This is a genomic window from Synechococcus sp. H60.2 (assembly GCF_047462315.1).
GTDB lineage: Bacteria > Cyanobacteriota > Cyanobacteriia > Thermostichales > Thermostichaceae > Thermostichus.
In genome coordinates this window covers 1-14783 of the sequence record NZ_JANSIZ010000023.1, presented here as the reverse complement: position 1 = coordinate 14783, position 14783 = coordinate 1, and the positions used below count along the sequence as shown (strand labels likewise).

Below are 14783 nucleotides of genomic sequence, written 5' to 3'. Positions count from 1 at the left end.
CCTACCAGGTGACCCGATCCCGCAGTTGCTCAATCCGGGCCGGGCCGATGCCCTTGACCCGCTGCAGATCTTCCAAGGAGGAGAAGGGGCGGGCCTCAATGATGCGCTGCGCCAGGCCCGGGCCAATGCCGGGCAACTGCTCCAGCTCCGCTGCGGTGGCGGTGTTTAAGTTCACGCGAGAAGATTGCGGGGTAGCCGGCTGGGAAGGGGATCCCCTGTTAGGAACGGAGATCGCCTCGACTTCCAGCAGCTCCGGCTCTGCTTCAGATGGGGAGAGGGCAACGGGGACAGGGCTGGGGCAGAGGCGGGCTCTCTCTTCCGCCTGTTGCTGCAGGCGGCGGCTGGGGCCAAAGCGGGCCTCGGCAAGGAGCCGCTCGAACTCGCGCACAAAGTGATCCGCTACCCGCTGGTTGCGGATGATCAAGAGGTTTTCGTCGTTGAGGTGGTTGGCCGCCACCGACCAATTGTGGGATCCGGTGATCACCGTGGCCTGGGGGGTGCCGGGGTCAACGATGGCGAACTTGTGGTGCAGTTTGTCTCCCGGAGCGAGGTTGGGCACGCCCACAGAGGAGGCGGGCACTGTCCAGGGCAGGCGGGCCGCGTCCATCCGGCAGTTTTCGTCGGGGAGCAGCAGCCCCCACATCTCCAGGGTGCGGCTGTAGTCACGAAAGGCAAAGCCAGGGTCAAACAGGCCGCGAATTTCTACGTTACGCTCCTGGCGCAGTTGCCTGAGCTGGTTGGCAATGCCTGAGTCGGTAAAGACAAACAGAGCCAGATCCACCTGCTGCCGCGCTTGGGCCAGGGTGGCCGCGATGAGGCCGTTGGAGGTGGCCTCATAGGGCAGGGAGCGGCTGGCAGGGGAAAAATGCACCCCCACGATGGCATCGTCAAGGTAAACCGTCTCCAGGGGGCGCCTGAGCTTTTGCACGCCAAAGCGGCTGTCGGGCGATCCCCCTGGCCCATCCCCCCACATGAGGTTGAATTCCTCGGTGTAGATGCGGGCCAGCTCGGGGCTATCGAGCAGCAGTAGGTGATTGGCGTTGCCCACACTGCCGGGGGCATCGAAATCTCCGTGAATATCGGAGAGGGTAAAATTGGCCGACCCGGTCAGCACCCGCTGCCCGTCGATAATTACAAACTTGTGGTGCATCAGGCCGCTGCCCTTGGAGCCGTTGGCGGTGTCATCCAGCCAGGGCACTTGCCCCCCATCGAGCAGGGCATAGACATCCCGGCTGGCGATCTCCTCAGGGGAGAACTGTCCGTCCCGGTTCACATCCACCAGGTGGCAGTACTCTTCGAACTTTTGACGGCTGCGCTCGTCCAGCGCCCCCACTTCGGCAGGGGTGAGCTGGTGCCAGGCCCGCACATAGGTGTTTTCGGTAATCACCCGCACCGGGATCCCGGCCTGCCGCCGCTCGGCTAGGGCTTGGGCAATGAGAGGCAGGTTCAGCTCCTGCACCGCCACATCCACCGACTGCCGGGCAGAGCGAATCTGAGAGATAATCAACTCCTCTAGGTTGTAGCCGTAGCGATAGACCTGGCGATAGGGATCCCGATAGGTGCTCTCGCGGCTTTGGTTGAAGGCCACCCGGATGCGGGGGTGCTGCGGCAGAGGGGCCAGGGTGGGCAGCTCTGGCTCTTGGGGATAAGGTCGGGGTCGGGGGCCCACCCAGTAGCCAATTGCCACCAGGAGCAGCAGCAGGGCAGCCCAGGGCAGCCAACGCCGCAGTTGCCGCCGCCAAGATGGGATCCCGTTCATCATCTCTCCAGACCTCACACCCCCTCAGGATACAAAAACTTCCAGACATCCTTGGCTGGGCCGCAAGTGGTCGTTTCGGGCATCATGGGTAGGGATAGGCAGTTGACGGGGGAGGCGCAGCGTGGAACGGCCTAAGTGGGTGGCTATTGTTACGGGAGCTTTGGCCATTGCCCTGGGGGTGGGCTACTTGCTCCTGGTGCAGCTACTGGACTACCGGGGGGGTGAGTTTCTGCCGGCGCCGCTGGAGCCGCCGGCGGTTTTGGCGGGGATCCCTGGCCGCTTGGGCTGAGGACGCTCTTCAGTGCCTGCCTCTCTCGTTGATTCCCTAGCTGGGGTCAGCTGTCCCTGCGCTGGCTCACCCGAAAAAATTGTATGCTCAGCTACACTAAGCCCTATGCTAAAGAAGAGGCTGCGGCTCCAGCTTGCGCCGGGGTTGCCAGCGGAGAGGGTTTAGCCGTCCTGAATTTGCGATCGCTTCTCTTGCCTTTGTAGACCTCTGGATAGATCTTCAGAGCTTCTCTAGAGATCAGGCTCCGTTCCGGATCGGGCATTTGGGCAAGCTGTGGGTTGGCATGGTGTTGTCGCGCTCCACGTGGCTGTGGTTATTGACGGGGCTGGGCTTGGCGGCTCTCAGCCAATACCTGCAATGGGTTAGTGGCATCTACAGCTTTGTTGCTCCCTATTCGGTGCCGCTGGCAGATCTGGTGGTGGCCGGCATCCTGGGAGGAACGGTGGCGGCAGGGCTGGCGGTGCAGCGCTGGTGGCAACAGGCTCGCCAACAGCAGAGGGATCCAACCCCAGGCAAACGGCGGGTTAAGTTGACCCGGGATCAGGTGCAGGCGGATCTGCAGGATGTCGATCGCCTCATCCAGAAGCTGCAAAACGAGATCAGCCGTCGCGCCTTACAGGCCAAGATGCAGGAAATCGACCGGCGGCTGGCCCAGGAGGAATTGCACCTGGTGGTGTTCGGCACTGCCTCTGCTGGTAAAACTTCTCTGATCAACGCCTTGATGGGGCAGCCTGTGGGGGAAACCGCTCCCACCCTGGGCACTACCCAGCAGGGATCCGTTCACACCTATCGGCTGGAGGGCTGGAGCGGCCCCATCTCCCTCACCGATACCCCTGGCCTGCTGACCATCGGCGGCGCCGGCGAGGCAGAAGCGCGCGCCCTGGCCCAGAAGGCCGATCTGCTGATCTTGGTGGTGGCCGGGGATCTGCTGGCCTCGGAATATGCCGAGCTGCTAGAGCTGGCCCGGCTGGGGAAATCCACCATCCTGGCCCTCAACAAGACGGATCAAATGCTGCCGGAAGAGGTGGAGATCATCTTGGCCCACCTGCGCCAGCGCACCGCCGGCGTCATCCCCCCTGAGCAGGTGGTGGCCATTGCTGCCGACCCAGAGCCCTTGAAAGTCCGCTACTGCTTTCCAGACGGATCCCGGCAAGAGACCTGGGAGCCACAGCCCCCCGATACTGCCGCCCTCATCCAGCAGATGGCCCGCCTGCTACAGCAAAAGGGATCCCATCTGCGCCTGGCCAACGCCCTGTTGCAGACCCAAACGCTGGGCGAGGCCGTCCAACAGGCTTTGCGGGAAGAGCGCCACCAACAGGGTCGCCGGATCGTGGAACGGATGCAGTGGGCGACGGCCGCTGCCTTGGCCGTGACCCCCCTCCCGGCCTTGGATGTGCTGGCCGGGGTAGCCATCCAGGCGCGTATGATCGGGGAGCTGCATCAGGTGTTCGATCGCCGCATCACTCTGCAGCAGGCCCAGCAAATTGCCCGCAGCCTGGCGCAAATGATTGTGCAGCTCGGGGGACTAGAGCTGGCTACCCACTCCCTAGGCTCTGTCCTCAAAGCCAGCCCCTGGATGTTTGTGGGGATCCCCCTGCAGGCGGCTAGCGGGGCCTATCTGACGCGGGTGGCAGGGCTCAGCTACTTGGAGTGGCTGCAATCGGGGGATCCCTGGCAGGAGGAGCTCCTGCAAGAGCGGCTCAAGCAGCAGCTTCACAACCGTCATCCTCTGACCTTTCTCAAGCAATTGGCTCGCCAAGCCCACTCCAGTAGCTAGCCAAACAGCCCAAGCTCAGTTACAGCCATTTCAGGGCAAAGAGTTGGCAGCGAAACAGTCTGCCCTCTCAGCCCCTATTTTTCCCGCTCCCCAAGGAAGCAGAGCCGAAGGTAGTGGCAAGGATCCCTGGCAACTGACCCGTCGCTAGCCCAAAGAAACCACCTCAACAGCATGGCCATTGGCCGGCAACTGGTTAAGATCCAACTGCCAAAGCTGAAATTGCTGCGGCTTCCCGGTCTTGGGCACTTGCAGCCAGACCAGTCCCCTTTGCCCCACCTGCAACACCTCGGATCCGGGCGGCACGGCCACCTGGGCCAAGGGATCCCCCCCCTTGCTATACAACCAAAGGGAAGAGAACTCCTCTCCCTCGCGACACAGAAGCAGCACGCCCCAAGGGGCCTTGGCCATCTGCAGGGGCCACCCCTTCAAAAACCAGCGGCGCAGCCGCAGAGGGTTGACCTGCACCGAGCAAAGGTGGGGGCAGCATCCCTGCCCCTCTCCATCCCTGGGGGCAAAAATCAGCCGTTCCCCCAAGCTGAGCACCCTCCCTTTGGGATCCAGGGGTAGGCGATAGCGCAGCGGCTGGGATCCCGGCTGCAAAGGCAAACCGGTGGGATAGGGCAAAAGGCTCATCTGCACCCACTGCCGCCCCGCACCTGTCAGCAAAACCAGATAATCCGAGAGGGCCAGCAAGCGGGGCAGGGATCCCTGGCCATCCGGCTGCAACCTCTGCCCAGGCCAGCGGAAATAGCAGTGGAACTCAGGGAAGAGCTGAGCAGCGGTTGGCCCTTTTGGCTGCCACTGCACAGCCCCCAGCTCTTGGGCGGTGGCCCAGATTAGCTCCTGCTGCTCCTCTAGCCAGGTGGCCCGCCAATCCTCCGCAAAACTCAGCAAGGTACGGATGCGTGCGGGACTTAGGTGCAAAAGGCTGCTTTTGGAAAAAGCCAAAGCCTCCGGGAAGCTCGGCAAGGGCAGCACTTGCTGCAACGGTTCGGCCAAGGAGAAACAGGCTAGAGGCAGCGCTCCTGAGGCAAGGGCCTGCAGCTCTAGCCACTCCAGCTTTTGGGAGGTCACCCGCAACAGCAGCGGAGAGCGGCAGCCGCCGGGATCCTCGCAGATGTAGAACTTTTGCTCAGGCAGGGACTCGATCCCGCCACCGCCAACAAAACCTGGATCCGGCAGATCCCAGATCTGCAAACCGGGGGGAGACCACCGGGGCAGGCGAGGGCCAACCCAGCAACTGGCTGGCTCCTGCCACTCCTGGGCCAACACCGCCAGAGCCGAGCGCATCTGCGCCGCCGTGCGAAACCGCCGCAGGGGCAACTTGCGCAACGTGATCTCCAGCAGCTCCTGCAGCGGGGCCGGGATCCCCTCTGGACAGACAAACCGCTGGTTGAGATGGGCGTGCATCAACTGGCTAGGGGAGCCGGAAAAGGGCCGCTGGCCCGTCAACAGCTCTAGGAGGATGATCCCTACCGCGTAGAGGTCGGAAGCGGGGCTAAACTGGCCGTAGAAGCGCTCCGGGGCCATGTAGGCCGGGGATCCGGTAGCCGTGATCTCGCCAGGAGCAGGCTGGGGGTGGCGGGCGATGCCAAAGTCCGTCAGCTTCAGTTGCCAGCCCTGGGGTGTGGGCTTGAGCAAAATGTTCTCCGGCTTCACATCGCAGTGAATTACCCCCTGTCGATGGGCATGATCCAAGCCGGCCAAGATCTGATCCACAAAGCCCAAAACCTGCTTGACCGGTAGCCACAGCCCCTGCTCCACCTGGTCGATCAGCTCCCGCAGGGTGCCTCCCTCGCAGTACTCCAACACCAAATAGCGCCCCTCACGGGCATGTTCGAGGGCGTAGCAGCGGGTGATATTGGGATGGTTCAACGTCAGCAAGTAGCGCAGCTCCCGCAGCAGGTTAGGGGTGGGGAAACGCTCCGCCGGCAGCTCCTTGAGGGCCACCAGCTCCCCCCCTTGGCGGGGCCGGGCGCAAAACACACGCCCATACTGCCCTTGGCCAGCCAGACCCAAAATTTGGTAGCTCTCGTGAATGGACTTGGTGGTACGGGTGCGTCGGGACACGGCCCCAGGGGAATCCATACCAGCACTTTGTATTGTTATATCCCTTAACTGATCCCTTTTTGTCCTAACCTGGGCAGGGGAACGCTAGACCTATCGGCAGCTTTGCCGACAGGGCTCCCCCTCCCCCTGCACCCCCCAACAGAGAGACTAGGAGCCAGTTAACTGCTGGAGCAGCTCCGCCGCGTGAGTCTCCACCTTGACCTTGGTGATAATGGCCTCGATCTTCCCTTCCGGATCGATGACAAAGGTGGTGCGGTGAATGCCGTTGTACACTTTGCCCATGAACTTTTTCGGGCCATAGACCCCATAGGCACTGGCCACTTTGGCCCCCTCATCCACCAACAGCGGAAAGGGCAGTTGCAGCTTCTGGGCAAACTTTTGGTGGGAGCGGGCATCGTCGGGGCTCACCCCCAAGATCTGGATCCCGTGGGCTTGATAGTCGGCGTAGGCCTCCCGAAAGCCACAGGCCTCTCGGGTGCAGCCGGGAGTGTTGTCCCGCGGGTAGAAATAGAGCACCACCCGCCGGCCCCGCAACTGGCCCAGGCTGATCAAGTTGCCCTCGGCATCGGGCAAGGTGAACTCCGGCGCGGGATCCCCAACTGCTAGCGGCATCGGTGGGATTCATCCTCAGGTCGATTTTTTCGGGGAGAGGATCATGATGATGTTTCGCCCTTCCTTCTGGGGGGGCTGCTGCATTTCCGCCACGTCTTCTAGGTCTTTGAACAGGCGGTGCAACAATTCTTCTCCCAACTCGGCGTGCTGCGCCTCGCGGCCGCGGAACATCACCGTGGCCTTCACCTTGTCTCCATCCCCCAAAAACTGCTGGGCGCTGCGCAGGCGCACGTGGTAGTCGTGCTCGCCGATGTTGTAGCGAAACTTCACTTCCTTGATCTCGGCGGTGTGTTGTTTTTTGCGGGCCTCCCGTTCTTTTTTCTCCTTCTCAAACTTGAACTTGCCGTAGTCCATGATGCGGCAGACCGGGGGATCCGCTTTGTCGCTCACCAAGACCAAGTCCAGATCTTTTTCTTCGGCCAAGCGCAGGGCTTCGCGCGGGCTCATGATCCCCAACTGGGTGCCATCGGTATCGATGAGGCGAATTTTGGGGAAGCGGATGCGCTCGTTAATCGCCGGCAGCTCTGCGCGCTGCTTGTGGGGAAAGCGGTCAAGTGGACGTTCTACGGACAAGTTTTCCTCTCTGTGAACAACAACCAAGATGGGTAGTACTCAGAGAATAGCAGGCTATTTTGCGCCGTTGCCGGCCGATGGACTTGCACCCCCAAGTGGGCCATCGGCCAGAAGGGCAAAGCATGCTGCACTTATACTAGCTGGCATTTTTTGTTTTCTTCTAGGGGTTCTGAGCCGATCCCCTGGAAGTAAGGATGCCGGATTGGGGCAGCAACCGCGGTAGGATAACCAAAGTGGCAATCCTGCTGGCGAGAGGGCAGGGTGGGGCTTGTTTTCCGGTTAGAAGGGAGGGCAGAAGCAGTGCAGCTCGGTTTAACGGAACGGGAACTGAAAGAGTTGGCCCAAAAGTCGGTGCAACTGATCCTAAGCCCGCGGGAAGGAGACAGCGAGGCGCTGGCCCAGTACAAAACCTCGGCCGAATTCCGGGCCGGAGTCCATCTGGCCTGCGCGGCCATGGTGCTCGTCTTGGCGGAAAACAACGAGCGCCTCAGCCAACAGCTGGCCGCCCTCCAGGAAAAGGGATCCCTAACCCTGCAGGAGCCTTCCCAAAAACCCGCTGAGGAGAGCCCTGCCAGCTAAAGCTGTGCTATGGTTCCAAAGACAGACCCACTGCAAGTGCGCAGCGAGCGAGACTCGATGGGGGAGCGGCAATTGCCCCAGTCGGTCTACTACGGCATCCAAACCGCCCGCGCCCTGGAGAATTTTCCCATCAGCGGCCTCAAGCCGCTACCGGAGTACGTGGAGGCCTGTGTACTCATTAAAAAGGCGGCGGCTGAAGTCAACGGCGAGCTGGGCTGCATTCCCCCTGAGGTGGCCAAGGCCATCGTCCAAGCAGCGGACGAGATCCTCCAGGGATCCCTGCGGGATCAGTTTGTGGTGGATGTCTACCAGGCCGGGGCAGGCACCTCCCACCACATGAACGTCAACGAGGTGCTGGCCAACCGCGCCCTAGAGATTCTGGGGGAGCCTAAGGGGCGCTACGAGCGGGTTAGCCCCAACGACCATGTCAACTATGGCCAGTCCACCAACGATGTCATCCCCACCGCCATTCGTCTGGCCGCCCTGCTGCGGGTGCGGCGGGATCTCCTGGGCACGCTGGACAACCTGGTGGCGGCGCTGGAGCAAAAGGCGCAGGAGTTTCGCGCCATCCTCAAGGCGGGCCGCACCCATTTGCAGGATGCAGTGCCGGTGCGCCTAGGGGACAGCTTCGGCGCCTACGCAGCCATCTTTGCCCAGCACCGCCGCTGGATTGAGGAGGCCAGCCAAGCCCTGTGCAGCCTGGGGCTGGGGGGAAGCGCCGTTGGCACCGGCCTCAACACCCATCCCCTATACCGGCAAAAGGTGGTGCAGCGGCTGGCAGAGTACACCCAGTTGCCCCTCACGCCGGCTCCCCATCCCATGGCGGCGATGCAGAGCATGGCCCCCTTGGTGCACCTATCGGGATCCCTGCGCAACCTGGCCCAAGACGGCATCAAATTGGCCAATGACCTGCGGCTGATGGATTCCGGCCCTAAGACCGGCCTTAAAGAGATCCAACTGCCGCCGGTGCAGCCCGGCTCCTCCATCATGCCCGGCAAGTACAACCCGGTGATGGCTGAGATGCTGAACATGGTCTGCTTTCAGGTCATCGGCCTCGACACTGCCATTGTCCTTGCGGCCCAGGCAGGGCAGTTTGAACTCAACGTGATGATGCCCCTAATTGCCTATAACCTCCTGCATAGCCTGCAGATCCTCAACAACAGCCTGCGGGTCTTTACTGAACGTTGCGTCCGCGGCATCACCGCCCAGGCGGATCGCTGTCGCAGCTATGCAGAGGGGACACTGGCTTTGGTGACTGCCCTCAACCCCTACATTGGCTACCTGCAGGCGGCAGAAGTGGCCAAGATCTCCCTGGAAACGGGGAAGCCCATCCGCCAGATTGTCCTAGAGCGCAACTTGATGAGTCCAGAAGAGGTGGCCAGGGTGCTAGATCTAGAGGCAATGAGCCAGATGCGCGTCTAGCCCCTCTGCCACAAAGGCCATTGGCCTCCGCCCCTTCCCCGTCAACACCCCTTTGCCGAGCAAGCCATGGCCGACAGACGACTAAGCTGGTGGACCAAGCTGGCCTATGGGGTGGGGGATCTGGGCACGGGCATGACGGCCAATATCCTCATCTTTTTCCTGCTGCCCTTTCTCACCAATACTGTCGGCCTGGCGGCGGGCCTGGCCGGCAGCATCTACGCCATCACCCGCTTTTGGGATGCCCTCAACGATCCCCTCATCGGCATCCTCAGCGACCGCACCCGCAGCCGTTGGGGTCGTCGCCGCCCCTGGTTGCTGTTTTCGGCTCTTCCCTTTGCCCTGACCTTTGCGGCGCAGTGGTGGATCCCTTTTCCCGGTCGAACTGGGCTTTTGTTTGCCTATTACCTGGCGGTGTCGCTGCTGTTTAACACCTTCTACTCTGCCGCCAACATTCCCTATGCCTCTCTGACAGCGGAGCTAACCCAAGACTACGACGAGCGCACCCAGCTCAACCAGTTCCGCTTTGCCTTCTCGGTGGGGGGCAGCATGGTTGCAGTAGTCACCTTTCCGCTTTTGGTTAACCTGCTGCCGGATCGGGCTGCTGGCCATCTGCTGGCGGGAGCTTGTTTTGGGGTAATCTCGGCTCTGCCCCTGCTGCTCTGCTTTTGGGGGGTGCGAGAACAGTATCAATCCTGGCGGGATCCGCTGCCCCTACTGCAGCAACTGCGGGTGGCCTTCAGCAACCGCCCCTATCTATTTGTCAGCGGCATCTACCTGTGTTCTTGGCTGGCGTTTCAGTTTACGGCCACGATCATCCCCTATTTCATCGTTTTCTGGATGCAGTTGCCGGAAGTGTGGATCTCGCTAGTGGTGTTGGCGGTTCAGAGCGTTGCGGTGCTGACCCTGTTTGCCTGGACGCGACTGAGCGCCCACCTGGGCAAGCGCGCCATGTACCTGATCGGGGCGGGGTTTTGGCTGATCTCCCAAGCCGGCCTGTTTTTCCTACAGCCCGGCCAGGAGCGGTTCATGGTTGCCCTGGCGCTGTTGGCGGGGGTGGGGGTTTCGGCCACGGCCTACCTCGGCCCCTGGTCGATGTTGCCGGATGTCATCGACCTGGATGAGCTGCAAACTGGGGAGCGGCGGGAAGGGATCTTTTGTGCCTTGATGGTGTTCCTGCAAAAGGTAGGCCTAGGACTGGGGCTGTTTTTCCTAGGGCAAGTTCTGGAGTGGTCTGGCTTTATCCCTTCGGTGGCCGGGGAGCCGCCGCCCACCCAGCCGGAATCGGCCCTGTTGGCCATCCGCCTTGCCATTGGCCCCTTGCCGGCGGTGGTTTTAATCGGCGGCATCCTGCTGGTGTGGCTCTACCCCATCACCCGGCAGCGCCACCGGCAGATCCTGCAGGAACTAGAAGCAAGACGGGCGGGATCCGCCTAGACAAGAGCCGCTTCCCCTCTTTAGTTGAGGAGGATGCGCAGGCCGCTGCCGGAGGGCTGCACCGGCTCGGAGTTGGGCAGAATCCGCAGGCCGCTGCCACTGGGCCGGATCCCGGTGTTGTCAGTATTGACGAAGAAGGTGTTGGAGCGGCCATCCCGCTCGTAGACCACCACGTCGTTGGAATTGAACTGGGAGCGGCAGATGATGGGGGAGTTGTCGGCAGCAGTGGCGGCGCTGCAGCGGTAGCCAGGGGCAGAGACCACTTGGCCCTCGGCATCGATGGAAAAAGGAGCTCCCCCGGTCGGGAACGGAGCCAAGAGCGGCTGGCCGGGGTTGAGGATAACCGAGCCACCGGTGCTGGGTTCGACAACGATCCCGCGGCCATCAATGACGATCCGCTGAGCTTGTACAGGAGCGACAGCCCCCAAGAGCAAAGCCAGGCTTAGCCCCAGTGGGCGGGGAAAAAACAGTTTCATCGGACCTCTCCTTTGGCCCAGGGCCATTCCACTCTTTGGGATCCATCGGCTACCCTAGAGGGATCCCTAACTTGATCTTGGCCCCGGTAGAGAGGATGACCCAGGGCAGAAGCCGTCACCTCGCTTGCCAGGATGGGCACTTGGCCTTCGGGTCGACTACCACAGCCCGGAACGCCCCAGCGCCAGACCCACCACCAACATCCCCAACACCAGAAAAGGCTGAGCGCTGGCCTGGTATTTCACGTCATTCTTCAGCGGATCCCGCAGCAGGTACATGTCTTGGAAGGTGATCTGGGGGATAATGAGCAGCACCAAAATTGCGGCGTAGAGCTTTAGGCCGGCTCCCAGCAAAAACGAGGCCATGCCGAACTGAAATAGGTCAATCATCAGCGCCGCGATCCAGGCCGCCCCCATAGCGCCAAACATCACCGGCAGCGAGGCCAGGCCAAACTGCCGATCCCCCTCCATGCTCTTGAAATCGTTGACCACGGCAATCCCCAAGCCGGCCAAGCTGTAGATTAGAGTTAGGATGCAGACTGTCCAGTTGAGCTGGCCAAACAGGGCGTGGCCTGTCCACCAGGGCAAAGCAATGTAGCTGGCGCCCAGGGCGTAGTTGCCCAGCCAGCCATTGCGCTTTAGTTTCAGGGGCGGCGCCGAGTAGATGTAGGCAATTAGGGCTCCCGCCAGGGCAATGCAGGTGATCACCGGGAAGTCGTGGCCGGTGTACCAGTCCAGGGCATAGGCCAACCCCAGCCCCAAGATCAGCAGCACCCAGATCTGGATAACCACCCGCCGGAGGGAGATGGCCCCAGAAGGGATGGGGCGGTAGGGCTCGTTGATGGCGTCGATGTCGCGGTCGTAGTACTCGTTCAGAGTCTGGGTGTAGCCGGTCATCAGGGGGCCGGCCAGGATCATGCCCACCAGGATGAGGGCCACGTTCTCCCAAGTCCAGGTAAAGTGGCCAGAAGAGGCCGCCCCCGGAATCAGGCCCCACACCAGTGGGATCCAGGTGACGGGCTTCATCAGTTGCAGGTGGACTTGCCAAACGGAGCGAGACTCCACCTCTGCCCCTTTCATGCCCAAAAGTTGACGGACACGCCGGCTGGCGGATCCTTGGTCGGTTTCAGGAGCCGGCGCGGTTTCTGCGCTGGGATCGGCAGCAGGGGCCATTGCGTCTGCCGCTGGCGCCAAAGATGGCTCTTGAGAGGTGCTTTCGCTCATAGTGGGGTGCGCAATCAAACTTCAACAACGGGGATACCCACCCCCATTCTGAGGCATCTTCCCCCGTTCCTCAAAACTTTCCTCTAGACAATCTGCGCTGCCACGAATAGGGATTGGTGCTGGGCCGGGATCCGCTCTTTCTCGGCTGCCGGGATCACCAAGGGGGGCTGCCGGGTGTAGTTGACGGGATCCCGGAACCAAGGTCGGCTGTAGGTGTTGTAAAGGAGGGGCCGGGGAGCGGTAGAACGATGGGCCCGGCCTAGGTGGATCAAGCGGTAATCGAACAGCAGGCAGGATCCCTTGGCCAGCGGCGGATCGACAAAGGGCATCTGCCGGATCAGCTCGGTGTAGTGGGCCTCGAAAACGGCATGGCTGCCGGGCCAGAGACGGGTTATGCCGTTCTCTTCGTTGACATCCACCAGCGGAATGAGAAGATTGAGGGCATAGCAGGGGATGATGGCATCTAGAATTGCGTCGCCGAAGAGGTGGGAGAGATCCCGGTGAACCTGTTGGTCGGCGGATCCCGGCAGAGAAACTACCACCCCCATCCCGCTCAGGATCAGGCTTGATCCCAAGATTCGCTGCAAAATAGGCAGGACTAAGGGGTGGGCATAGAGCAGGGGATCATTGAAGGGCCCCTCCAGGCGCACCGTCACCATCCCTCGTCGATTGCCCACCAACAGGGCGTCGGTGTGGTTCTCGTGGGTGCAGTAGCGGCTGTAGGTGGCCAGAAAGCTGCTGTGCAGCTTGTCGATGAGCGCCGTGGGGAAGATCTCCGGCAGCACCAGGTAGCCCTCGGTGGAAAACAGGTGAAACGCCTGCTCTACGGTCTCCGGATCCGGCTGCTGTCCTGTATGGCTAAAGCGCACCTCGGCTAACATGAACCTTTACCCCTTTTGCAGACTGGCCACTGCCATCAGCATGCCCCGCGCCTTGTTCAAACATTCTTGATATTCCCGCTCTGGATCCGAGTCAGCCACGATGCCCGCCCCGGCTTGGACGCTCACCTGGCCCCGTTGAACCAGCAGGGTGCGGATGGTGATGGCGGTGTTCAGTTGGCCGGAGAAGTCATAGTAGCCGTAGGCACCGGCGTAGGGGCCGCGGCGGCACCCTTCCAGCTCGTGGATAATCTGCATGGCGCGAATTTTGGGGGCGCCGGTAACGGTGCCGGCAGGAAAGGTGGCCCGCAGCAGATCCCAGGCGCTGTAGCGGGGATCCAACTGCCCTACCACGTTGCTGACGATGTGCATCACGTGGCTGTAGCGCTCAATCTGCATCAGGTCGTCCACCTGCACGGATCCCAGGCGGCAGACCCTTCCCAGGTCGTTGCGGGCCAAGTCCACCAGCATGACGTGCTCCGCCCGCTCCTTGGGATCCGCCAAGAGCTCTTGCTCCAACTGGCGGTCTTCGGCGGGGGTAGTGCCGCGGGGGCGGGTGCCGGCGATGGGACGCACGGTGGCGATGCGCTCTTCCCCCACCCGGCTGAGCTTGACCATCACCTCTGGGCTGGAGCCAATCAGGCACAGATCCCCAAACTGCAAAAATGCCATGTAGGGGGAGGGGTTAATCAGCCGCAGGGAGCGGTAGAGGCGAAAGGGATCCCCGTCAAAGCGGCTGGTCAAGCGCTGCGAGAGCACCACCTGAAAGATCTCGCCGGCGCGGATGTAGGCTTTGGCCTGCTCCACCGCCTGGCAGTAGGCGGCGCGGCTGAGGGTGCTGGGGGGAATGGCATCGGGCAGGTGGGGCTTCCAGTCGAGGCTGAAGTGGGATAGCGACAGGGGAGCGCTGAGCTGTTGCAGCAGCGTTTCCACCCGCTGGCAAGCTTGGGCGTAGGCCTGCTCCGCCGGCTGCTGGCGCGTGTCGGCAAAGGCCACCACCCAGATCTTGCGCTTCACCTGGTCGAAGATCAGGATGCTGTCCACCTGCATTAGGATGGCGTCGGGCGGATCCCCTGGCTGCGGGGGATGGATGGGTACCTTGGGCTCAATCCAGCGAATCAGCTCATAGCCCCAGTAGCCGAACAGCCCGCCAATGCTGCTGGGCAACTCCGGCAGGTGCACCGGCTCATAGGGCTGCAGGCAGCGGGCCAAAATGGCAAAGGGATCCCCGTGGTGCTGTTCTCGACGCCCGTCGCGGTGGATTTGCAAGGCCTGATCCCCGCGCACCTCTAGCACCCACAGGGGATCGCAGCCGAGGAAGCTGTAGCGGGCCACCTGCTCCCCTCCCTCCACCGATTCCAACAAAAAGTTGTAGGGCCGCCCGGCACAGACCCGGTACCAGGCGGAGACGGGCGTTTCCAAGTCCGCCACCCATTCCTGGTACACCGGGATGAAATTACCCTGTTGGCTGAGGGCGAGAAACTCCTTCAGGGAAGGGAAGATCATGGCCTGCACTTCCTGCGGTTTGCCTCTCGACTTTACCCTAAGGCGGGCAACCAATGAACTACCCCACCGCGCAGGCGGGTGGGGTTTCCCCATCCGCTTTACGGCGAGATTTTTGTCTCTTCTTCTGCCCCAGTTGCTTCATCGATCCCGTGTACCGGGTCTCTGAAGTAGAGCTGAAGCATCCAAG

Annotated in this window: 13 protein-coding genes; 5 read left to right on the top strand and 8 right to left on the bottom strand. The window is 61.9% G+C overall.

Going from position 1 to position 14783, the window contains the following annotated elements; all coding sequences use genetic code 11:
• Window position 1: 1 nt before the first annotated feature.
• Complete coding sequence (locus NW845_RS05350; protein WP_414377300.1) at window positions 2–1777, bottom strand: phospholipase D-like domain-containing protein; 1776 nt, start codon at window positions 1775–1777, stop codon at window positions 2–4.
• Window positions 1778–1880: 103 nt separating this feature from the next.
• Here NW845_RS05350 and NW845_RS05345 point away from each other — a divergent pair, with 103 nt between their 5' ends.
• Together NW845_RS05345 and NW845_RS05340 are read left to right on the top strand one after the other, a co-directional pair.
• Window positions 1881–2048: a hypothetical protein gene (locus NW845_RS05345; RefSeq protein WP_414333977.1), complete on the top strand. Its 168-nt coding sequence runs from the start codon at window positions 1881–1883 to the stop codon at window positions 2046–2048.
• A gap of 283 nt (window positions 2049–2331) precedes the next feature.
• Complete coding sequence (locus NW845_RS05340; RefSeq protein WP_414377297.1) at window positions 2332–3825, top strand: YcjF family protein; 1494 nt, start codon at window positions 2332–2334, stop codon at window positions 3823–3825.
• A gap of 144 nt (window positions 3826–3969) precedes the next feature.
• On the opposite strand, the gene NW845_RS05335 is transcribed toward NW845_RS05340, so the two are convergent.
• The 3 genes from NW845_RS05335 to infC all read right to left on the bottom strand — a co-directional run bounded on the left by NW845_RS05335 (window position 3970) and on the right by infC (window position 7080).
• Window positions 3970–5895, bottom strand: a complete 1926-nt coding sequence (locus tag NW845_RS05335) for a serine/threonine-protein kinase (RefSeq protein ID WP_414377296.1) — start codon at window positions 5893–5895, stop codon at window positions 3970–3972.
• Window positions 5896–6042: 147 nt separating this feature from the next.
• On the bottom strand, window positions 6043–6507 hold the full coding sequence (gene bcp, locus NW845_RS05330; protein ID WP_414365576.1) for a thioredoxin-dependent thiol peroxidase: 465 nt from the start codon (window positions 6505–6507) through the stop codon (window positions 6043–6045).
• Window positions 6508–6522: 15 nt separating this feature from the next.
• Window positions 6523–7080: a translation initiation factor IF-3 gene (infC, locus tag NW845_RS05325; RefSeq protein ID WP_414365575.1), complete on the bottom strand. Its 558-nt coding sequence runs from the start codon at window positions 7078–7080 to the stop codon at window positions 6523–6525.
• A 300-nt stretch (window positions 7081–7380) separates the two neighbouring features.
• Here infC and NW845_RS05320 point away from each other — a divergent pair, with 300 nt between their 5' ends.
• The 3 genes from NW845_RS05320 to NW845_RS05310 all read left to right on the top strand — a co-directional run bounded on the left by NW845_RS05320 (window position 7381) and on the right by NW845_RS05310 (window position 10515).
• The gene (locus tag NW845_RS05320) at window positions 7381–7659 is read left to right on the top strand and encodes a hypothetical protein (protein WP_414377293.1); all 279 of its coding nucleotides are present in this window, start codon (window positions 7381–7383) and stop codon (window positions 7657–7659) included.
• 9 nt (window positions 7660–7668) lie between these two features.
• Window positions 7669–9081: an aspartate ammonia-lyase gene (locus NW845_RS05315; RefSeq protein ID WP_414377291.1), complete on the top strand. Its 1413-nt coding sequence runs from the start codon at window positions 7669–7671 to the stop codon at window positions 9079–9081.
• A gap of 66 nt (window positions 9082–9147) precedes the next feature.
• On the top strand, window positions 9148–10515 hold the full coding sequence (locus tag NW845_RS05310) for an MFS transporter (protein ID WP_414377288.1): 1368 nt from the start codon (window positions 9148–9150) through the stop codon (window positions 10513–10515).
• Window positions 10516–10535: 20 nt separating this feature from the next.
• Here NW845_RS05310 and NW845_RS05305 read toward each other — a convergent pair whose 3' ends face one another.
• From NW845_RS05305 to trpE, 4 genes are all read right to left on the bottom strand, one after another.
• Window positions 10536–10991, bottom strand: coding sequence for a hypothetical protein (locus tag NW845_RS05305; protein WP_414377286.1), 456 nt, complete (start codon window positions 10989–10991; stop codon window positions 10536–10538).
• A gap of 156 nt (window positions 10992–11147) precedes the next feature.
• Window positions 11148–12212 (bottom strand): chlorophyll synthase ChlG, encoded by a 1065-nt coding sequence (gene chlG / locus NW845_RS05300; protein ID WP_414377284.1) that lies wholly within the window; start codon window positions 12210–12212, stop codon window positions 11148–11150.
• A gap of 83 nt (window positions 12213–12295) precedes the next feature.
• A complete protein-coding gene (locus tag NW845_RS05295; protein ID WP_414377282.1) occupies window positions 12296–13093 on the bottom strand; it encodes a phytanoyl-CoA dioxygenase family protein in 798 nt (265 codons plus the stop codon).
• A 6-nt stretch (window positions 13094–13099) separates the two neighbouring features.
• Entirely contained in the window at window positions 13100–14596 is a 1497-nt protein-coding gene (gene trpE, locus NW845_RS05290; protein WP_414365568.1) for an anthranilate synthase component I, read from the bottom strand.
• Between the last annotated feature and the right edge of the window lie 187 nt (window positions 14597–14783).